This window comes from Actinoplanes sp. NPDC004185, assembly GCF_053603475.1.
Genome location: NZ_JBSGFR010000039.1, coordinates 1 through 19,242, shown reverse-complemented (window position 1 = coordinate 19,242; position 19,242 = coordinate 1). Strand labels below are relative to the sequence as shown.

16 protein-coding genes and 2 pseudogenes are annotated in these 19,242 nt (G+C 71.8%); 7 read left to right on the top strand and 11 right to left on the bottom strand.

The genetic code is table 11. From position 1 onward, the window contains the following. A pseudogene (locus ACWEOZ_RS32370) lies at positions 1-269 on the top strand (hypothetical protein); the annotation flags it as partial. 188 nt (positions 270-457) lie between these two features. Here the strand turns inward: ACWEOZ_RS32370 and ACWEOZ_RS32365 are convergent. After that, positions 458-2,386, bottom strand: coding sequence for a penicillin-binding transpeptidase domain-containing protein (locus ACWEOZ_RS32365; RefSeq protein WP_451914465.1), 1,929 nt, complete (start codon positions 2,384-2,386; stop codon positions 458-460). Between the two features lie 215 nt (positions 2,387-2,601). On the opposite strand from ACWEOZ_RS32365, the pseudogene ACWEOZ_RS32360 reads away from it, so the two are divergent. Both ACWEOZ_RS32360 and ACWEOZ_RS32355 read left to right on the top strand, forming a co-directional pair. Next, positions 2,602-6,330: pseudogene (locus ACWEOZ_RS32360) on the top strand (NAD-glutamate dehydrogenase); the annotation flags it as partial. Beyond that, positions 6,328-7,566, top strand: coding sequence for a hypothetical protein (locus ACWEOZ_RS32355; protein ID WP_451914521.1), 1,239 nt, complete (start codon positions 6,328-6,330; stop codon positions 7,564-7,566). The pseudogene ACWEOZ_RS32360 and the gene ACWEOZ_RS32355, both read left to right, overlap by 3 nt. A gap of 44 nt (positions 7,567-7,610) precedes the next feature. On the opposite strand, the gene ACWEOZ_RS32350 is transcribed toward ACWEOZ_RS32355, so the two are convergent. Beyond that, positions 7,611-8,402: an alpha/beta fold hydrolase gene (locus ACWEOZ_RS32350; protein WP_451914464.1), complete on the bottom strand. Its 792-nt coding sequence runs from the start codon at positions 8,400-8,402 to the stop codon at positions 7,611-7,613. 51 nt (positions 8,403-8,453) lie between these two features. Between ACWEOZ_RS32350 and ACWEOZ_RS32345 the strand changes: the two genes are divergently transcribed. Beyond that, positions 8,454-9,059: a TetR/AcrR family transcriptional regulator C-terminal domain-containing protein gene (locus tag ACWEOZ_RS32345; RefSeq protein ID WP_451914463.1), complete on the top strand. Its 606-nt coding sequence runs from the start codon at positions 8,454-8,456 to the stop codon at positions 9,057-9,059. A gap of 618 nt (positions 9,060-9,677) precedes the next feature. Here the strand turns inward: ACWEOZ_RS32345 and ACWEOZ_RS32340 are convergent. The 5 genes from ACWEOZ_RS32340 to ACWEOZ_RS32320 all read right to left on the bottom strand — a co-directional run bounded on the left by ACWEOZ_RS32340 (position 9,678) and on the right by ACWEOZ_RS32320 (position 13,818). Continuing rightward, positions 9,678-10,307, bottom strand: a complete 630-nt coding sequence (locus ACWEOZ_RS32340; protein WP_451914520.1) for a TetR family transcriptional regulator — start codon at positions 10,305-10,307, stop codon at positions 9,678-9,680. Further along, positions 10,307-10,729, bottom strand: coding sequence for a hypothetical protein (locus tag ACWEOZ_RS32335; protein WP_451914524.1), 423 nt, complete (start codon positions 10,727-10,729; stop codon positions 10,307-10,309). Before ACWEOZ_RS32335 ends, ACWEOZ_RS32340 begins: the two co-directional genes overlap by 1 nt. 185 nt (positions 10,730-10,914) lie before the next feature. Next, entirely contained in the window at positions 10,915-11,340 is a 426-nt protein-coding gene (locus ACWEOZ_RS32330) for a thiol-disulfide oxidoreductase DCC family protein (RefSeq protein WP_451914462.1), read from the bottom strand. Beyond that, positions 11,337-12,215 (bottom strand): hypothetical protein, encoded by an 879-nt coding sequence (locus ACWEOZ_RS32325; protein ID WP_451914461.1) that lies wholly within the window; start codon positions 12,213-12,215, stop codon positions 11,337-11,339. The genes ACWEOZ_RS32330 and ACWEOZ_RS32325 overlap by 4 nt, the downstream gene beginning before the upstream one ends. A 145-nt stretch (positions 12,216-12,360) precedes the next feature. Next, positions 12,361-13,818, bottom strand: a complete 1,458-nt coding sequence (locus tag ACWEOZ_RS32320; protein ID WP_451914460.1) for a glycoside hydrolase family 3 protein — start codon at positions 13,816-13,818, stop codon at positions 12,361-12,363. Between the two features lie 173 nt (positions 13,819-13,991). On the opposite strand from ACWEOZ_RS32320, the gene ACWEOZ_RS32315 reads away from it, so the two are divergent. The 3 genes from ACWEOZ_RS32315 to ACWEOZ_RS32305 are packed head-to-tail and all read left to right on the top strand — an operon-like array spanning position 13,992 to position 16,954. After that, positions 13,992-15,170 carry an ROK family transcriptional regulator gene (locus tag ACWEOZ_RS32315; RefSeq protein WP_451914459.1) on the top strand — a complete coding sequence of 393 codons (1,179 nt, stop codon included), beginning with the start codon at positions 13,992-13,994 and terminating at the stop codon, positions 15,168-15,170. Positions 15,171-15,218: 48 nt separating this feature from the next. After that, on the top strand, positions 15,219-16,040 hold the full coding sequence (locus tag ACWEOZ_RS32310) for an ABC transporter ATP-binding protein (RefSeq protein WP_451914458.1): 822 nt from the start codon (positions 15,219-15,221) through the stop codon (positions 16,038-16,040). A gap of 8 nt (positions 16,041-16,048) precedes the next feature. Then, positions 16,049-16,954 carry a ribokinase gene (locus ACWEOZ_RS32305; protein WP_451914457.1) on the top strand — a complete coding sequence of 302 codons (906 nt, stop codon included), beginning with the start codon at positions 16,049-16,051 and terminating at the stop codon, positions 16,952-16,954. A 3-nt stretch (positions 16,955-16,957) separates the two neighbouring features. On the opposite strand, the gene ACWEOZ_RS32300 is transcribed toward ACWEOZ_RS32305, so the two are convergent. From ACWEOZ_RS32300 to ACWEOZ_RS32285, 4 genes are all read right to left on the bottom strand, one after another. Then, positions 16,958-17,845, bottom strand: a complete 888-nt coding sequence (locus ACWEOZ_RS32300; RefSeq protein WP_451914456.1) for a methyl-accepting chemotaxis protein — start codon at positions 17,843-17,845, stop codon at positions 16,958-16,960. Next, positions 17,845-18,384 (bottom strand): PAS domain-containing protein, encoded by a 540-nt coding sequence (locus ACWEOZ_RS32295; protein WP_451914455.1) that lies wholly within the window; start codon positions 18,382-18,384, stop codon positions 17,845-17,847. The genes ACWEOZ_RS32300 and ACWEOZ_RS32295 overlap by 1 nt, the downstream gene beginning before the upstream one ends. A 53-nt stretch (positions 18,385-18,437) precedes the next feature. After that, positions 18,438-18,800, bottom strand: coding sequence for a DoxX family protein (locus ACWEOZ_RS32290; protein WP_451914454.1), 363 nt, complete (start codon positions 18,798-18,800; stop codon positions 18,438-18,440). A gap of 22 nt (positions 18,801-18,822) precedes the next feature. Then, the coding region (locus ACWEOZ_RS32285) for a DUF6232 family protein (RefSeq protein WP_451914453.1) at positions 18,823-19,242 on the bottom strand (420 nt) is incomplete at its 5' end.

Below are 19,242 nucleotides of genomic sequence, written 5' to 3'. Positions count from 1 at the left end.
AGACGGCCGAGCGGCACGGCGACCCAGAGGCCGACGAGCGGCTCGGCCATTCCGAGGCCGCTGAGCTTGCCGCTGCGCCTGAGGCCGATGATCCACCCGCGGAGCGCGCGCCGATGCGGCCGCTCGGTTCCGCGCCGCTGCTGGACTCCAAGCCGCTGCCCGCGACCATGCCCGGCATGCTCCGCCCGCGCCCGATCGAGGACTTCACCCTCCCGGCGCAGCGCCCGGCCTTCGAGGTCGGCCCGGAACAACCGGCCGACCTGGGCTGACCCGCCCTGGCCGCCGCACCCTGGGCTGACCCGCCCTGGCCGCCGCACCCTGGGCTGACCCGCCCTGGCCGCCGCGACCTCGGCTGACCCGGCCTTGGCCCGCCGCGCCCTGGGCTGACCCGCCGCTGGCCGCCGCGGCCTGTGCGCCGCGGCCGGTCCCGCTGCCCGAGAGCAGCAGGCCGCCGCCGCTACTTGTTGAGTGCGGTCAGGAACCGGGCCGCGATCGGCACTGCTGCCTCCGCCCCGGCCCCGCCCTTCTCCACCATCACCGCGATCGCGATGTCGCCCTGCCAGCCCACGAACCAGGCGTGGGTTTCCTCTTCGCCGTCCTTGAACTCGGCCGTGCCCGTCTTGCCCAGCACCGGCTTGCCCGGCACGTCGGCCAGGTCCGTGGCCGTGCCCTTGGTCACGACCTCGCGCATCATCGTGTGCAGCGGCTGGATCGACGTCTCCGCCAGTTTCGGGCCGTCGGCCACCGGGGCGGCCGGGGCCGGCTCCGTCACCAGCTTGGGCTGGATGAACTGGCCGCGGGCGACCGCCGCGGTAGCGCCGGCCATCGCCAGCGGGCTGACCGCCGTCGCGCCCTGGCCGAAGGTTGCCGCGGCCAGCTCGGTGGGGCTGTCCGCCGGGGAGATCTTGCCGCTGAAGGAGTCCGCGCCGAGGTCCCACTTGGCGCCGAGGCCGAGCTTCGTCGCGGCGTCCTGCAGGCCGTCGGCGCCCAGCTTCGGGGCCAGGTTGACGAAGGCGGTGTTGCACGACTTCGCGAAGTCCACCCGGAACGGGACCGAGCCGAGCTCCATGTCGTGCGAGTTCTTGAACGAGCGGCCGCTGACCTTCTTGGTCTTCGGGCAGTCCACCTTGCCGTCGAGGGTCACCGCCTTCTTGTCCAGCAGGCCCAGCGTCGACACCATTTTGAACGTGGAGCCGGGCGGGACCTGGCCGGTCATCGCGGTGTTGACGCCGGCGCCTTCCGGGCCGTTGGCCGCGGCGACGATGCTGGAGTCGCTGATCCGGATCGCCACCAGGGCGCTGGGCTGCTTCTCCTTCGCCACCGCAGCGTCGGCCGCGTTCTGCATGGCGACGTCCAGGGTCGTCTTGATCGGTTTGCCGGCGACCGGCTCGTTGCTGAACAGCTGCGAGTCCTCGACCTGGTCGTCGGGGGTGCGGCGGGCGATCACCACGGACTGGCCGGCGGTGCCGCGCAGCTGGGCGTCGTACCGCTGCTGCAGGCCGCCGTGGCCCACCTGGTCGTTCTCGCGCAGCGCTTCCGGGTTGGCGTCCAGGTCGTCGCGGGTCGCCGGGTCGACCGTGCCGAGCAGGGCGCGGGCGAACGGCCGGGTGGGGGCGAGTTCGCGCTGCCCTTCCTGGAAGACGGTGCCGTCGAGGGCGCGTACCCCATCTCGGATCTTGTCGTAGTCGGGCCGCCGCAGGGTGACGATGTCGATGAAGGCGCCGTCGTCGGTCGCGTCCTTGACGCGTTCCCCGATGAGTTTGAAGTCGACGGCGACGTCGATCGACTTGAAGAGCTTGCCGAGCTCGGAGAAGAGCTTGGCCTGGTCGGTGATCCGGTTGGGGGTCACGCCGACGGTGACGACCGGCCGCTGGGTGACGATCGGCTTGCCGTCGGCGCCGAGCACGTCGGCCCGGTCGGCGGCCTTGCGGCGCAGCTCGAGCTGGTCACCGGCGGTCAGCTCGCTGTGCACGATGGCCGGCTCCCAGATCACCCGCCAGCCGTCGGTGTTGCGCTTGGTGAGCCGCACGGTGCTCTGGTATGACCAGGAGGTGCCGCCCGGCAGCGTCCAGTCGAGCTTCACCGGGCCCGAGGCGATCTCGCCGGTCTCCTTGGGCTTGCCCTCGGCCGAGAGCAGCAGCGACGACTTCTTCAGGTCGCCGGCGAGGCCCTGCAGCTGGGTGAAGACGTCGTTGGCCGAGATCTTGGCGCCGTCGGCGGTGACGAAGCCGGTCTTGCTCAGGTCGCCGTTGCGCCAGCCCTTGAGGAATGTGTCCAGGGTCTCGCCCGGGCCGTCCGAGCCGGAGCAGGCAGCTGTGCCGCCTGTGATCAACAGCAGACCGGCCACGGCGGCCAGGACCCGGCCAGCACGTCCGTTGCCGCGCATGATGCCACCCTTCCCTCGGCTCGATTCGAGAAACCTACGGAACGGTAACCGGAGTCGGGCCGCCACGTTGACCCGTGGTGGGTGAGATGTATCAAATTCGGGTGTCGGATCTCTTCCGCGCACCCCGGGTGTGGCCCGGGCTGTCGGGGGGACGTTCTAGGCTGATGCCCGAAACGTCGAACCCACAATGTCGTGGGTGAGGGGAGCTCCAGGTCATGGCCGTCGCCGATGAGGCAGCGATCGAATCCGATCCCGAGCTGGATTTCGGGCCCGGCCCCGGGCTGGCCCTGACGGGCCGGCTGGGGACGTCCGACGATGAGCTCGACGAGCCGCTGCCCAACGCCGAGCGCCTGGTGGCGCAGGCGGTGGAGCTCGCGGGGCAGGACCACACCACCGCGTCGCTGGTCGGCCGCTTCTGGCGGTTCGCGCCCGACGAGGAACTGGTCGGTTACACGGCCGCCGAGATGCACGCGGCCGCACTCGCCCACCGTGAGCTGGCCCGCACCCGGCATCCGGGAGAGCTGCGGCTGGACATCAGCGCCCCGACCGAGCGGCAGTCGCACACCGTGCTGTCGATCGTCACCGACGACATGCCGTTCCTGGTCGACTCGGTGACCGCCCTGCTCGTCGCCCACCAGCTCGACGTGCACCTGCTGGTCCACCCGCTGATCGTGGTCCGGCGCGGCCCCGGCGGCGAGCTGACCCAGGTCGAGGCCGACGTGGAGCCCGACGACGCGATCGACGGCGACCTGGTGGAGAGCTGGATCCGGGTCGAGGTCGACCCGGTCCGCAACGCGGAGGCCCGCGCCCAGCTGCACCAGGAGCTGTGCCGCGTGCTGACCGACGTGCGCGACGCGGTCGACGACTGGCCCCGGATGCGCCAGCGCGCGGTCGTCATCGCCGACGAGCTGGCGGCGGCGCGCGGCTCGGAGCGCAAGCTGCCGGTGCCGGACAAGGACGTCACCGACACGATCGAGCTGCTCAAGTGGCTCGCCCACGACCACTTCACGTTCCTCGGCTACCGGGAGTATCAGCTCGAGGGCGACGTGCTCACGGCGGTGCCGGGCACCGGTCTGGGCATCCTGCGCGGCGACAACAGCACCCCCCGCAAGCTGTCCTCGATGGCTCCCGAGGCGCACCGCCGCGCCTTGGAGAAGAGGCTGCTGGTGATCACCAAGGCCAACTCCCGGGCCACCGTGCACCGCTCGGCCTACCTGGACTACATCGGCGTCAAGGTCTTCAACGAGTCCGGCGAGGTGGTCGGCGAGCGCCGCTTCCTGGGCCTGTTCTCCAGCTCGGCCTACCGCACCAGCGTCCGCGAGCTGCCGGTGGTGCGCCGCAAGGTGATGGAGGTGCTGGACCGTTCCGGGCTCTCGCCGCGCGGGCACTCCGGCAAGGACCTGCTGCAGATCCTCGAGACCTACCCGCGGGACGAGCTTTTCCAGATCAAGACCGATGACCTGTACGAGGCGGTCGTCGGCGTGCTGCGGATGGCCGGCCGCCGGCAGCTGCGGCTGTTCCTGCGCCGCGACGGGTACGGCCGCTTCATCTCCTGCCTGATCTACCTGCCCCGCGACCGCTTCACCACCAGCAACCGCCAGGCGATGCAGGAGATCCTGCTGCGGGAGCTGAACGGCATCGGCGTCGACTACACGACCCGGGTGACCGAGCGGATGCTGGCGCGCGTGCACTTCATCGTGCGCACCGACCCGGCCGACCCGCCGGGCGCGGTGGACCCGAACGTGCTGGCCGAGCTGCTGGCCGACGCGACCCGGATGTGGGACGACGACTTCTCCCTGGTGCTCGAGCGCAAGCTGGGCGAGGAGCCGGCCAAGGACCTCTTCCACCGGTACGCGCCCGCGTTCCCGGACAGTTACAAGGACGGCCACACGCCGTACGAGGCGGTGCAGGACATCGCCAAGCTGGAGCTGCTGGAGGAGACCGGCCAGCTGGAGATGCACCTCTACCGCAAGCGGCACGTCAACCGCGACGGCAACACCGAGCCCGACGACGCCGACGTGCGGTTCAAGGTCTTCCGGTACGGCGAGCCGATGATGCTCTCCGCCGTCCTGCCGGTGCTGCACTCGCTGGGCGCCCAGGTCGTCGACGAGCGGCCGTACGAGGTGCGCCGCCCCGACGGCACCGTCTACCTGTACGACTTCGGTCTGCTCCCGCCGGCCGCCCACCGGGAGCTCTCCGAGGTGCGCCCGCAGGTGGAGAACGCCTTCGCGGCGGCGTGGCGGGGCGAGGCCGAGGTGGACGGCTTCAACGAGCTGGTGCTGCGGGCCGGGCTGACCTGGCGGCAGGTCGTGGTGCTGCGGGCGTACGCGAAATATCAGCGGCAGACCGGCAACGTCTTCTCCCAGCGCTACGTCGAGTCGACCTTCATCGCCTACCCGGAGATCGCCCGCCTGCTGGTGCAGCTCTTCGAGGCGCGGTTCTCGCCGCGGCTGGAGCTGGTCGAGGAGGAGCGCGCGCGCCGCGGCGACGAGCTGGTCGAGCAGATCACCACCCTGCTGGACGGGGTCGACAGCCTGGACCAGGACCGCATCCTGCGTTCCTACCTGACGCTCATCCAGGCCACGCTGCGCACGAGCTTCTTCCAGCGCGGGGCCGACTCGCGCCCGAAGTCGTACGTGGCGTTCAAGCTCGACCCGCAGGCCATCCCGGACCTGCCGGCGCCCCGGCCGAAGTACGAGATCTTCGTCTACTCGCCCCGCTTCGAGGGTGTGCACCTGCGCTTCGGCGCGGTCGCGCGCGGCGGCCTGCGCTGGTCGGACCGCCGGGAGGACTTCCGCACCGAGGTGCTGGGCCTGGTCAAGGCGCAGATGGTGAAGAACGCGGTGATCGTGCCGGTCGGCGCCAAGGGCGGCTTCGTGCTCAAGCAGGCTCCGGGCGACCGGGACGAGGCCGTCGCGTGCTACCGCCTGTTCATCGGCGCGCTGCTCGACGTCACGGACAACATCCACAGCGGCAAGATCGTGCCGCCGGTGGACGTGATCCGCCACGACGGCGACGACCCCTACCTGGTGGTCGCGGCGGACAAGGGCACAGCCACGTTCTCCGACATCGCCAACGAGATCTCGGTGAGCAAGGACTTCTGGCTCGGCGACGCGTTCGCCTCGGGCGGCTCGGCCGGCTACGACCACAAGAAGATGGGCATCACCGCCCGCGGCGCGTGGGAGTCGGTCAAGAAGCACTTCCGCGACCTGGGCCTCGACACCCAGTCGCAGGACTTCACGGTGGTCGGCGTCGGCGACATGTCCGGCGACGTCTTCGGCAACGGGATGCTGCTCAGCGAGCACATCCGGCTGGTCGCCGCCTTCGACCACCGGCACATCTTCCTGGACCCGGAACCGGACGCCGCCACGTCCTACCGGGAACGCCGCCGGCTGTTCGACCTGCCGCGTTCCTCGTGGGCCGACTACGACGCGTCGCTGATCAGCGAGGGTGGCGGCGTCTACCCCCGGACGGCGAAGTCCATCCCGGTCACGCCGCAGGTCCGCGCGGTGCTGGGCCTGGGCGACGCGACAGCGGTCAGCCCGACCGAGCTGATGCGCGCCATCCTGGCCGCACCGGTCGACCTGCTCTTCAACGGTGGCATCGGCACCTACGTGAAGGCGAGCACGGAGACCCACGCCGAGGTGGGCGACAAGGCCAACGACCCGATCCGGGTCAACGGCCATGAGGTACGCGCCCGGGTCGTCGGCGAGGGCGGCAACCTGGGCCTGACCCAGCGCGGCCGGATCGAGTACGCCCGGGCCGGCGGGCCGCAGGACGAGAGCGGCAGCAGCCACGGCGGCCGGATCTTCACCGACTTCATCGACAACACGGCCGGCGTGGACTGCTCCGACCACGAGGTCAACATCAAGATCCTGCTCGGCGGCGCGGTCACCGACGGCGAGCTGAGCCTGCCCGACCGCGACGAGCTCCTGGCCGCGATGACCGACGAGGTCGCCGCGCTGGTCCTGCGGGACAACTACGAGCAAGCCACCGCGCTCGGCAACGCCCGGTCGCAGGCCCACTCGCTGCTACCCGTGCACCGCCGGATGCTCACCACGCTCGAGCAGTCGGGCCAGCTCAACCGCGAGCTGGAGGCGCTCCCGAGCGACAAGGAACTGGCCCTGCGCCACGAGGCCGGTGAGGGGCTGACCGCTCCGGAGTTCGCGGTGCTGCTCGCGTACGTGAAGATCTCGCTCGAACGCCAGGTCCTCGCCGACGTCCTGGTCGACGAGGCCTGGACCAACGACGTGCTGGCCCGGTATTTCCCCACCCCGCTGCGCGAGCGTTACGCGGCCCGGATGGCCGGCCACCGGCTGCGCCGCGAGATCATCTCGACGGCTCTGGTCAACGAGGTGGTCAACCGCGGCGGCACGTCGTTCGTCTTCCGCGCGATGGAGGAGAGCGGCGCCTCGGCGGCGGACGTGATCCGCGCGTACGTCGTGGTCCGTGATGTCTATGGCCTGCCCGACCTGTGGGCGGCGGCGGAGAAGCTGGACAACGAGGTGCCGACGCCGGCGCAGACCCTGGTCTACCTGGAGACCCGAAGGCTGCTCGACCGGGCGGTCCGCTGGCTGGTCAGCAACCGCCGCTCGCCGATCGACGTGGCCGGCGAGATCGCCCGGCTCCGCCCCGGCGTCGATGCGCTGCTGGCCCAGCTCCCGACGGTGGTCGTCGGTGTCGAACGCCGTTCCCTGTTGAGTCACGTGACCACGCTGACCGAGCGCGGCATCCCGGAGCAGCTGGCCGACGCGATCGCCCGGGTGGTCTACGGCTTCGGCATGCTCGACATCCTGGAGACGGCCCGGGCGACCGGCCACGACGTGACCGAGGTGGCGAAGGTCTACTTCGTGATCTCGGAACGCTTCCAGATCGACGTGCTGCTGTCGCACATCTCCCGCCTGCCGCGCGGCGACCGCTGGCAGACCCTGGCCCGGATGGCGCTGCGCTACGACCTGTACGCGGCCCTGGCCGGCCTGACGGCGGAGGTGCTGCAGTCGACCCCGGCCTCGGCGGCGCCGGAGGATCGCCTGGCCGAATGGGAGCAGGTGAACGCGGCCTCGATGGCCCGTACGGGAAACGCGATGGGCAACGTGGAAGAGGCCCCGGCCGATCTGGCGGCGTTGTCGGTGCTGCTGCGGCAGATCCGTACGTTGGTCAAGACCTCGTCGGCTGTGTGAGGGCTGAGGCTGCGTCCGCCCTTGCCGGACGCAGCCCACCCCGGTCAACGCGGGGCGACGTCCTCGTCGATGAACTTGGCGATGGCCGTCGCCAATCTCTGCGGTGCGCGGCGTTCGGCGTTGTGCCCTTGGCCGTGCAGCAGCAGGCGGCGGGCGTGGGGCAGCGCCTGCTCGAGGGCGTCCAGCCGTTCCGTCAGATGCCGGGGTGACTTGTCCCCGCCGATCAGCAGGATCGGCATCTTCAGCTCCGCGTACGCCGCCAGCCGCACGCCGAGCCCATCCAACGCGTCGTTGTCGTCCAGCTGCCGCACCACCCGCTGCCGGTATTCCGGGTGCCGGCCGACGAAGGAACCCGCCAGCCAGGCCAGCGGCGCCGGCATCCGAACCACGTCGCGCATGAAGATGGCCAGCGCCTTGCCCGGCTTGTCCTGAGCGATCGCCGCGCGGGCCCGCGCCAGCTTGTCGTCGCTCAACGGTGGGCCGATCACCAAAGGCGGCTCGTAGAGCACCGCGCCCGCGTAGGCCCCGGGGTCGGCGACCAGCGCCTCCAGCGCCACCACCGCCCCCGATGAGTGCCCGACCAGCACCGGCCGGTCCAACTGCGCCGCGATCGCCGCGACGTGCCCGACCTCTTGCGCCATCGTCGACGGTCCGGGCAGATCCATGCGGTATCGGCGGCGCTCCAGCCGTACCGTCCGGAAGCGGTCGCGCAGCAGGTCCGTGACCGGCTGCCAGACCGTGCGGTCTCCCATGCCGCCGTGGATCACCAGGATCGGCGTGCCGATGCCCTCCTCCACTGCTTGTGCTTCCGTGCCGTCCTCCGCGAGTGCCCGCATGACTCCTCCTTAGCGCCGCTAAGGAAAATTTAGCACTGCTAAGGTGAGGTCGTGAAGGGCTTGACGCGCGACGTGCTCATCGAGGCCGGGCTGAAGTTGCTCGACGAAGTGGGTCTGGAGGGCCTGACCGTGCGCCGCCTCGCCGCCGACCTGGGAGTCAAGTCGCCGGCGCTCTACTGGCACATCCGCACGAAGCAGGAGCTGCTCGACGGCATGGCCAATGCGATCATCGTGCGGGCCGGAATGGGACCACCCCGCCCCGGCGAGCCGTGGCAGGAATGGCTCGCCCGGCGCGCGCGGTCCTACCGTGCGTCACTGCTGGCCAGCCGCGACGGTGCCCGCGTGGTCTCCGGAGCCGTACGCGGCGGCGACGCGGTCCGCCACTTCGAGCAGGAACTCGCGGCGATGGTCGAGCGCGGCTTCACCCCCGTCCAGGCTCTGCGCACGATCACAGCGCTGAGCCACTACATCAACGGTCACGTCCTGCAGGAACAGGCAGTGGCCTCCACCATGGCCGAGCGCGGCGAGCACCCGGATCTGAGCGAACTGCCGACCCTGGCCGCGGCCCTCCGCTCCGGCAGCCCGATCGGCGACGAGGTCTTCGAGTACGGCCTCGCGACGCTCATCAAAGGTACGGAATCCGTCCTGCGCCCATAGCCGGTTATCCACAGCCCCGGAGTTGTCCACAGGGCTCCGCGCCGGAGGTGGTGATTGCGGCAAGCTCTTCACATGACTCCCACGACGGCGGCGGCAGGCACGCCGGCACAAGGTTCGCTTCATGGCGCCTGGGGTGATTCCGTCCAGCAGCGCTGCAGTTCGGCAGCTGCGCGGTCCGATGGTCGCCGGCGCTCGCCATCGCATGACCCACCGCCCGGCGCCCGGACGACGTCTCCGTCCGCCCACGCCCGCTCCGGTGTCCGTGCTGGCCGGTGGCCCGTTGAAGGGCGGCGGCAGTGTGAGCCGGGCGCATCACCCGATGATTGCTCCCGAAACCATCGGAGCGCCCGGCCCACCATCCGTGCCGCAGGGTGGTCTCGAACCGGTCCCGAGGTTCGAAGCCCTGCGACATCCCCAGATCCACCTGCGAAAGTGACGCTACGTGGTAATCGGGGCACGGGGGAAGCACTGGCTGTGCGATATGACCGTTCGGCTGGCCGATTCCGGGCGACAGATCCGGCTATAGCTGCCCGGCCGGTCGGAAACCACCACCCAGCACCGCGCCCGGCTCACCCGGCGGTAACACACAGTGAAGGAGGGACCCGGTGCGGAACGTGATCAGTCTTCGCGGCGGATGGTGTCGAGCAGGGCCAGGATCTGCCGCAGGGCGGGCCGCAGCACGCGCAGCCGTGACAGCCCCACCAGGCGGTCCACCAGCGGCACGATGCCGTCGATGAGTCGCCGGGTCCGCCTCTGATCCGGGGAGCGGTCGTAGACCCAGAACAGCACTACGCCCATCCAGCCGAGCCACAACAACTCGGGCAGTTCCTTGCGCAGCTCCGGGTCGAGCTTCGCGGAGGAGCCGTCGACCACATCCCGGAAGATGGCGATGGCGGCTTCCCGGGCCGGCGACGACTCGCGGGAGAACGGACTGAGCGGCGAGGACGGCTCAGCGGCGGTCTTGAAGAACGTGGCGGCGAACGAGTGATAGGGCTGATTGACGTCGATCCCGGCGTGCAGCACACCCCGCAACCGGGCGGCGAAGTCCTTGTCGTTGGCCAGCACGACCTCCGCCGCGGCCCGGTGCGCGGCCTGGTTGCGGTCGTAGAACCCCTGGATGAGGTGTTCCTTGGAATCGAAGTAGTAGTAGGCGTTCCCGACCGCGACCCCGGCTTCCTTGGCGACGGCCCGCATGGTGGTCTCGGTGTAACCCCGCTCCCGGAACAGCCGCAACGCGGTCTCCAGGATCAGCTGCCGGGTCTGCTCGCCCCGCGGACGCCGCGGCTTCTCCTCGCCACCGTCCGGCTTCCCACCGGCGATGGCGCCGCTGCCTTCAGCGCTGCCGTCAGCGCCGCTGTCGCCGCTGTCGCTGCCGTCAGCATCGGCGCTCCTTCCGCCGCGAGCGTCGGTGCTTCCGCCAGTGCCAGCACCGCTTGCGCCGCGAGCGTCGGCACTACTCCCGCCGCGAACGTCGGTGCCGCTTCCGCCCCCAGCGCCAGCGCTACTTCCGCCCCCAGCGCCAGCGCTACTTCCGCCCCCAGCGCCAGCGCTACTTCCGCCCCCAGCGCCAGCGCTACTTCCGCCGCGAGCGTCGGTGCTTCCGCCGCCAGTGCCAGCGCCGCGTCCACCGCGAGCGTCGGCGGGGCTTCCACCGCGAGCGTCGGCGCCACCGGGGCTACCGTCGCCGCCATTGCCGGTGCTGGAGCTGGAGGCCGATTCGACCGGGTTCACGATGTCAGCCTTCGGGGCAGCGCCGAGCCCGGCCGCCGGAGCCGTTCCCGTAGCCGTCGCCGGATCAGGCGACTGACTGTGGGGAAACGCCGGGGAGCCGACGCCGGGCTCATCGGCGGCGGGGTCAGCGGCACTGGTCGTCACACACGTCACCGTAGTCGTCCGCCCGCGTCGACTGCCGGACGGCGGCGGCTGCGGCGATGAAGCGTCGCGCCGTCGGCAGCAACCGGGGGGAGCTGAGCCGCTCGGCCATCCCGCGGTAGTCCGCCAGCGCCCAGAGGCAAGCCAGCCAGGCCCCGTCCGAGACATAGACCAGGCCACCGTCGGTGATCACGGTCAGATCGCGCAGCGTGGCGGCATGGTCCAGCCCCGGAAAGCGCTGCCGGGCCTCGGCCGACCCGGCGGGCACGAAGACCAGCGGTACGAGCTGAGCGCGGCCGGCCAGCCACCGATGCGCGGCGCGGCAGATCGGGCAGCCCTCGTCGTAGAGAACGGTGAAGTACCCGACCCGGCCGGCCCCGTGACCGGCCGGATCGGTGGTCCCCGTCATGCCGGCGCGGCTGGCGGAACGGGTCCCGCCATCCCTTGCCCGGGCCAGTCATTCGGCCGGCTGCCGCCCTGGTCGGCACCAGGCTGGCCGGCGCCGCCTTGGGGGACACCTGGTCCTCGGGGCCCAGCGCTGCTCGGGCCTTGCGCCGGGGACCCGACGCTGCCGGGATGGCCGACAGTGCCCGACCCAGCTACGTCAAGCCCGACCGCGCCACGAGCTGGCCCGCTCGGCCCCGCCATCCCGCCGGGCCCGGCCGCGTGTGGCCCGGCAACTCCTGGCCCCGCCATCCCGCCGGGCCCAGCCGCGTGCGGCCCAGCAACTCCTGGCCCCGCCATCCCGCCGGGCCCAGCCACGTGCGGCCCAGCAACCCCCGGCCCCGCCATCCCACCGTGACCACCCATGCCGCCCGGCCCAGCCAAGCCGCCGCCCCCACCGGGATGCCCGGCACCCCCAGGCCCACCACCCGGCCCACCAGGCTGCGGATACATCGGCAACCGCCCAGCCGGCGGCAACGGCGGCATCCCCTGCTGCTGCCGCAACCGCCCCCGCCGGTACCGCCCCAGGAAGAACACATTGCAGACGTGCAGCACCCCCAGCACCAGCAACACGAACCCGATCTTGAACGACAGCGTCTCCAGGGCCCGGGCTGCGTCCGGCACCCGGGCGTCGGAGCGCATGGCCACCGCGACGAACCCCAAATTCAGCAGGTAGAAGCCCATCACCAGCAGCTGGTTGACCGCACGGGCCAGCCGGTTGTCGGCGAAGACGTCTTCCAGGAAGACCAGTCCGTTGCGGGACAGCGTGGTCGCCACCCAGATCGTCAGCGCGATGCTGACGATCAGGTAGGCGAGGTACATCCAGACCTTGTGATCCACGACCTCCGCCTTTCTTGAACATGTTCAACTGGGGTCAGCGTAAGACCTTAGTTGAACGCGTTCAAGGAGATGTGGGGCACAAAGAGAGGCAGCGGCGGGTGGCGGCCCGCCGCTGCCCCAGTTCCGGGTGCCTGAGCCGGGTGTCTCAGCTGGTTGCGGTCAGCCCGAGGGCTTCCGCTGCGGCGCGCCCGCTGGCATGGCTCGCGCCGTACGTGGTGATGAAAGCTCGCGCCCCGATCGGCCGCCAGCCTGCCGGCCAGCCCATCTCCACCACCGCCACAGTATGACGTGCCGCGAGGGTTTCGATGAGCGCTCGGCTCGCTTTTGCTCGATGGGTGTGTCGCCCGACGATCACGATCGGCCGGGACCCCGCCAGCTCGACCAGCGTTTCGACATTTGTCTCAGCGGCCACCACGGACACTTGCTCGGTGCCGTTCAGATGCGGTCGCAGGCCCCAGGGCACGCGGCCTTCCGCTATCGAGTGGCCCGACTGGAGCTGCACCACCAGCGGGTCGTCGAGGTCCACGAGGGAGCCTTCGACCCGTACCGCCCGGCGGGCCGCTGCGTAGCCCAGCCCGGCGTCGTGCCGTAGCGGCGGCACCGGGCGCTGGGTCCACGCGGTCAGCGCCGCTGTGCGTTCCGCCGCGTTCTCCAGCCGGCTCAGCATGAGCCTGCCGTCGCCGAGGCCGGCGACGATCTCGGCGGCCACCAGTTCGACCAGCTCCAGGCTCACCCGGGCGCCGATGCACAGCAGGTCAGCGCCCGCCGCCAGGGACAGCACCGCCGCTTCGCCGATGCCGCCCGCGGCCTGGGCCGCTCCCTTCATCTCCAGCGCGTCCGTGACGACCGCCCCGCGGAAGCCGTACTCGCCGCGGAGCAGGTCGGTCAGTGCCGCGTGGCTGAAGGTGGCCGGGCCGGCGCCGGTCAGCGCGGGCACCCGGATGTGCGCCGTCATGATCGCCTGCGTGCCGGCCGCCACCGCGGCCGCGAACGGTGGCAGGTCGCGGTCCCGCAGCACCTCCAGCTCGGCGTCCACCGTGGGGAGTTCGAGGTGGGAGTCGGCCGTCGTCGCGCCGTGGCCCGGGAAGTGTTTCGCGCAGGCGGCGACGCCCGTCGACTGCAGGCCTTCGATCGCTGCGCCCGTGTGCCGGGCCACCAATGCGGGGTCCGCGCCGAACGAGCGGGTGCCGATGACCGGGTTGTCGTCGGCCGTGTTCACGTCGACCGTCGGGGCCAGGTCGAGGGTGATCCCGGCCGCGGCCAGGTCGGTGCCGATGGCCGCGTAGACCGAGCGGGTCAGCTGCGGGTCGTCGACCGTGCCGAGGGCCGCGTTACCCGGGTACGGGCTCCCGACCCGGTGGGCCAGCCGGGTCACGTCACCGCCCTCCTCGTCGATCGCGATCAGGGCGTCCCGCCGTACCGTGCGCAGCTCGGCCGTCAGCCGGCCCACCTGGGCCGGATCCGCGATGTTGGTCCCGAACAGGGTGTGCCCGGCCAGGCCCTCGGCCAGCAGCGCGGCCGCCCACTCCGGGGCCTCGGTCCCCGGGAACGCCGCGAGCAACGTGCGCAGAGCCAGACGGCGCAGTCCTGGGTCGATCGCCATGGTGTCCTTCCTCGGGTCCGGCTCTGGTTTTCCGGCCGGCCGGCCTGCATGATCGTCAGATGTCTATCGGGTACGCGGCGCAACCAGTGTGCGCGCTGACCGTTACGCTGCGGCTACATGATCTGCGCCGGTCACCGCAATAGGAAGCACTCCTAAACACCAAGGGACGAGTTATGGCCGCCACCCGCCTACCGGGTACCCCGCGACTGCTGCGGGCGCTCAACGACCGCGCCGCGCTCGAGCTGCTGCTCGCCAAGGGTCCGCTGACCCGCGCGCAGCTCGGCGAGATGACCGGGTTGAGCAAGGTGACCGCCTCCCAGCTGGTCGAGCGGCTCGAGGAGCGGGGCCTGGTGCGCCGGGTGGGTGAGCAGGCCGGCGGCCGCGGCCCCAACGCCCAGCTGTACGCGGTCACGCCCGGTAGCGCGCACGTCATCGGCGTCGAGGTCCTGCCGGACCGGGTCATCGCGGCCTGCGCGGACATCACCGGCGAGGTGGTCGGCCGCAGCGAGCAGTCGACCCAGGACAGCGACGATCCGGTACGCGCAGTGCACAGCGCCGTGGTCCAGGCGGCCGGCCGGGGTGGCACCGACATGGCCTCCGTACGCCGGGTGGTCCTCGGCACGCCCGGTCTCGTCGACCCGAAGACCAGCGAGGTCTCCTTCGCCTTCGACCTGCCGCGCTGGCACCGCGGCCTGCTCGCCGAGCTGCGCAAGGACCTGAGCACCCCGGTCGTCTTCGGCAACGACGTCAACCTGGTCGCCATCGCCGAGCAGCACGTCGGCGCGGCCAAGGGCGTCGACGACTTCGTGCTGATCTGGGTCGGCCGGGGCGTCGGCCTCGCCACGGTGATCGGCGGCCGCCTGCACCACGGCAGCACCGGTGCCGCCGGCGAGATCGGCTACCTGCCGGTGGCCGGCGCCGAGATCCCCCGCGACGTGACCAAGCGCGGCGCCAAGGGCGCTTTCCAGACCCTCGTGGCCTCGGACGCGGCCAAGGCGCTCGGCAAGAAGTACGGCTTCCGCGGCACCGAGTCCGCCGACGTGGTGCGGGCCGCCGTCGCGGCCGGCGCCGCGGGCGAGCCGCTGCTCGACGAGCTGGCGGCCCGGCTGGCCCTCGGCGTGGCGGCCACCTGCGTGGTGCTGGACCCGCCGCTCGTGGTCCTGGCCGGTGAGGTCAGCCAGGCCGGAGGCGCCGCGCTGGCCGAACGGGTCGAGCGCGAGGTCGCCGCCATCACCCTCGTCGCCCCGAAGGTCGTGATCAGCGAGGTCGCCGTCGAGCCGATCCTCAACGGCGCGCTGCTGACGGCGCTGGAGTCGGTCCGCGACGAGGTCTTCGGATCCACCACCGGTTGACCGGGCACGGCGTCCGGGGCCCCGGACCCTGCATGGTTGGATGGTTGCGTGCTCGAGGCAGCGACTGCGACCCCCACCCCACCTGACGAAGACACCGTCATCTCCTTCGACCGGGTGAGCGTCATCCGCGGCGGCAGCCATCTGCTGCGCGGGCTCTCCTGGCAGGTCGAGCTGGACGAGAGATGGGTCGTGCTGGGCCCCAACGGCGCCGGCAAGACGACGCTGCTCAACCTGGCGTCCGGCCGGCTGCACCCGTCCCGCGGCACCGCCTGGATCCTCGGCGAGCGGCTGGGGCGCACCGACGTCACCGAGCTGCGCACCCGGATCGGCATCACCACCGGTCAGCTCGCCGACCAGGTGCCGCCCTCGGAACGCGTGCTCGACGTCGTGGTCACCGCGGCCTGGTCGGTCGTCGGCCGCTGGCGGGAGAGCTACGACCCGCAGGACGAGGCGCGGGCCCGGGCACTGCTGGCGCAGCTGGGCATGGGCGCGCTGGTCGAGCGGGAGTTCGGCACGCTGTCCGAGGGCGAGCGCAAGCGCACCCAGATCGCCCGCGCGCTGATGACCGACCCCGAGCTCATGCTGCTCGACGAGCCCACCGCCGGGCTGGACCTGGGCGGCCGTGAGGACCTGGTCGGCCGGCTGACCGAGCTGGCCGAGGATCCGGACGCCCCGGCGATGGTGCTGGTCACCCATCACGTCGAGGAGATCCCTCCCGGTTTCACCCACGCGATGCTGCTGCGCGAGGGCACGGTCGTGGCGGCCGGCCTGCTCGGCGAGACGCTGACGGCGGCCAACCTGTCCAAGACGTTCGGGCTGCCGCTGCAGGTGCAGCGCTCCGGCGACCGGTACATGGCCCGGGCGGCCTGAGGCAGACGATGGCCGAGACCTCCCCGCGCATCGTCGTCGCCGGCAGCGCCAACATGGACCTGGTCGGGCTCGCGCCGCGGCTGCCGCTGCCCGGCGAGACCGTGCTCGGCGACGACTTCGTCATGACCCCGGGCGGCAAGGGCGCCAATCAGGCCATCGCCGCCGCCCGCGCCGGTGGCCGGTGTGTGTTGCTCGGGGCGATCGGCTCGGACGCGTTCGGCGTGACCATCAAGGCCCGGCTCAACGCGTCCGGGGTGGACACCGAGAACGTGCGGACCAGCTACGGCGCGTCCGGTGTCGCGGTCATCATGGTCGACCGCGCGGGGGAGAATTCCATCATCGTGAGCCCCGGCGCGAACAGCTCTTTCGCCGGGCTGAGCGCGGCCGAGACGGCGGTGATCGCCGACAGCGACGTGCTGCTGTGCCAGCAGGAGATCCCGGCGGACACGGTGGTCGCGGCGGCGCAGGCGGCCCGGGCCGGCCACACCCGGATGATCCTGAACGCGGCCCCGGCCCGGGAGCTGCCCCAGGAGCTGCTGGACGCGGTGGACCTGCTGGTGGTCAACGAGGGCGAGGCGAACGCGATCACCGGGTCGGCCGAGCCCGACATGCCCGCCCTGCTGGCCCTGGTGCCGCGGGTCGTGCTGACCCTGGGCGGCGGCGGCTCCTGGTACGCCGACCGCGACGGCCACGACGAGCGGATCCCGGCCTGCCGGGTCGACGTCGTGGACACCACCGCGGCCGGGGACGCCTTCACCGGGGCGCTGGCGGTCGCCTGGGGCGAGGGCCGGGACCTGGTGCAGGCGGTGCGCTGGGCGAACGCGGCCGGCGCGGCGTGCGTGCGCAAGGTCGGCGCCAGCAACGCCCTGCCCAGCCGCGCGGAGATCGACGCGATCTACGCCCAGAACTACTAGCGGCTAGGACTGCCGGGCCATCGTCACGAAGCGGTGCACCTCGCTGCGCAGCACCTCGGCCAGCTGGCTCAGTCCCGCCGTACCGGAGTCGTGACCGCCGTCGACGGCGGCCGCGATGCCGTTCACCAGGCCGCTCATCTCCCGGATGCTGCCGGTCACGACCTCGAGCACGCCGACCGCGTCAGCCGCCGCCTGCTGCACCGTGTTGACCTGGCCCAGGATCTCCGAACTGGACTCGCTGGTCTCGTTGGCGAGGTTCTTGACCTCGCCGGCCACGACGGCGAAACCGCGGCCGGCGTCGCCGGCCCGGGCCGCCTCGATGGTGGCGTTGAGGGCCAGCAGGCGGGTCTGCGAGGCCACCGAATTGATCAGATCGACGGCGGTACGGATCTGCTCCGACGCGGTACGCAGCGAGCCCACCGTCTCGACCCCACGCTCGGCCCCGGTGACCGCCTCGCGCGCGAAGTCGGCGAGCCCGTTGGCCGAGGCCCCCATCTCGGTCGCCGCCGTCGCCACCTGCTCGGAGACGGTGAGCACCGCGTTCTCCAGCTCGTCGGCGAGGGCGGATCGCGACCGGGCCGCCTCGGCGAGCTGCCCCGTGGACCGGCTCATCTCGTCGGTCGACTGGGCGATCCGGGCGGCCGCGTCGCGGAACGCGCCCTGCATGCCGCGCGGCAGGAAGCGCCGGTGATAGCGGCCCTCGGCGGCCGCGCCGAGCGCCGCGCCGGCTTCCCGGACGAAGGAGTCGGTCTTGTCGAGCAGCCCGTTGAGCGCGTGCCGGGCCGCCTGCGCCTCCGGTGAGTCGCCGATGGACGGCAGCCGGGCCTCGAAGTCGCCGGCGGCGGCGCGGGCGCAGACATCGGTGATGAGCCGCAGGGTATCGGTCTGCACTAGTACGCACCGTTCGTGAGGGACCACACGAATTCGTCATATGTCTGGTTGCGCTCGGCCAGGATGCCCTGGAGCCGGGCCCAGGACGCGTCCAGCCCGGCGGAGGAGTTCTCGTGCCGGCGTTCTTCAGCTCGCAGCTCGGCATAGATCTTGCTGATCGCCGCCACCGGGCCGGGTTCCGGGCGCCGCCGGCTGGAGTGGTAGCCGACCAGCCGGCCCTGCGCGTCCGAGGACGGCGTGACGTGCGCGAGCACCCAGTAGTGCGCGCCGTCGGTGGCCAGGTTGACCACGTAGGCGAAGACCTCCTGGCGCTCGCCGAGGGCGCCCCAGAGCAGCTTGAAGATCGCCCGGGGCATGTCGGGATGCCGGATGATGTTGTGCGGCTCACCGATGGTCTCGTCCTCGTGCAGCGCGGACAGGCGCAGGAAGACGTCGTTGGCGTAGGTCAGCACGCCGCGGGGATCGGTCTTGGTGACGATCAGCTCGTCCTCGCCGAGCGTGCGCTCCACGCCCGTCGGTCGTACCTGGGTGGCCCTCATGATTCTCGTATCGTCGCTGCCCGGCGGCCCGTCGCGGGGCGCTTTCCGGGAAATCAGCGCCGGGCCACGCGCAGCCCCCAGAGCACCAGCGGAATCTGCAGCGGCAGCCGTCCATAGGCGATCGCGCGGCGCGCCGGCGAGGCGTCCCGCCAGTCCATCGCCATCTTGACGTTCGCGGGGAACACGGCCGCGAAAAGGCCGGCGGCGGCCAGCCCGCCGAGCCGGCGGGTGCCGGGACGGGCGACCGCGGCGGCGACAGCCAGCTCGGCCGCGCCGCTGAGCAGGGTCCACGTGCGCGGGCTGCCCGGCAGCGAGCGCGGCACGATGGAGTCGAACGGCTTCGGGGTGAGGAAGTGCAGAACTCCGGAGGTCGCGAGCAGACCGGCGAGCGGCAGCGCACCCCGGGCGTTCTTCATGGCACTCCTTGCCCGCGGCACCTCAATGGGCGACGGTGTCGTGGTCGAGGGCGCGTTGCAGGGCCCGGTAGATCTGACCGAAGCGCTGCGCGTTGTCCGTGTCCAGCAGCAGGACCTCGGAACCGCGGATGCGGGCCCAGATCTCGCGGCGGCGGCTGCCCTTGTCGTACGAGCGGTCGACGAACTCCAGCAGGACGTCGGACAGCGGCGCGGCGGCCAGGCCGATCAGGATGCCGCCGCCGATCAGGGCCACGGTGGTGGCCGTCGAGGCGTTGATGACCAGGGCCACCAGGACGCCGACCGCGCCGATCACGAGCGGGACGATCATCGCGATGCCGAGGGCGCCGCGCCCGGCGACCGCGCTCCACGAACGGCGGCCCTGCCGGTGCCACACCTGGGCGAAATCGCCGAGGCGGTACTCCCGGCCGCTCATGCGGACCCC

Excerpts from the sequence above, each read along its gene's own strand:
- ACWEOZ_RS32290 (WP_451914454.1), bottom strand. The coding sequence starts at position 18,800 with ATGAAGAACGCCCGGGGTGCGCTGCCGCTCGCCGGTCTGCTCGCGACC.
- ACWEOZ_RS32330 (WP_451914462.1), bottom strand. The coding sequence starts at position 11,340 with ATGACGGGGACCACCGATCCGGCCGGTCACGGGGCCGGCCGGGTCGGG.
- ACWEOZ_RS32365 (WP_451914465.1), bottom strand. The coding sequence starts at position 2,386 with ATGCGCGGCAACGGACGTGCTGGCCGGGTCCTGGCCGCCGTGGCCGGT.
- ACWEOZ_RS32320 (WP_451914460.1), bottom strand. The coding sequence starts at position 13,818 with ATGGCGATCGACCCAGGACTGCGCCGTCTGGCTCTGCGCACGTTGCTC.
- ACWEOZ_RS32305 (WP_451914457.1), top strand. The coding sequence starts at position 16,049 with ATGGCCGAGACCTCCCCGCGCATCGTCGTCGCCGGCAGCGCCAACATG.
- ACWEOZ_RS32295 (WP_451914455.1), bottom strand. The coding sequence starts at position 18,384 with ATGAGGGCCACCCAGGTACGACCGACGGGCGTGGAGCGCACGCTCGGC.
- ACWEOZ_RS32350 (WP_451914464.1), bottom strand. The coding sequence starts at position 8,402 with ATGCGGGCACTCGCGGAGGACGGCACGGAAGCACAAGCAGTGGAGGAG.
- ACWEOZ_RS32315 (WP_451914459.1), top strand. The coding sequence starts at position 13,992 with ATGGCCGCCACCCGCCTACCGGGTACCCCGCGACTGCTGCGGGCGCTC.
- ACWEOZ_RS32355 (WP_451914521.1), top strand. The coding sequence starts at position 6,328 with ATGACCGACGAGGTCGCCGCGCTGGTCCTGCGGGACAACTACGAGCAA.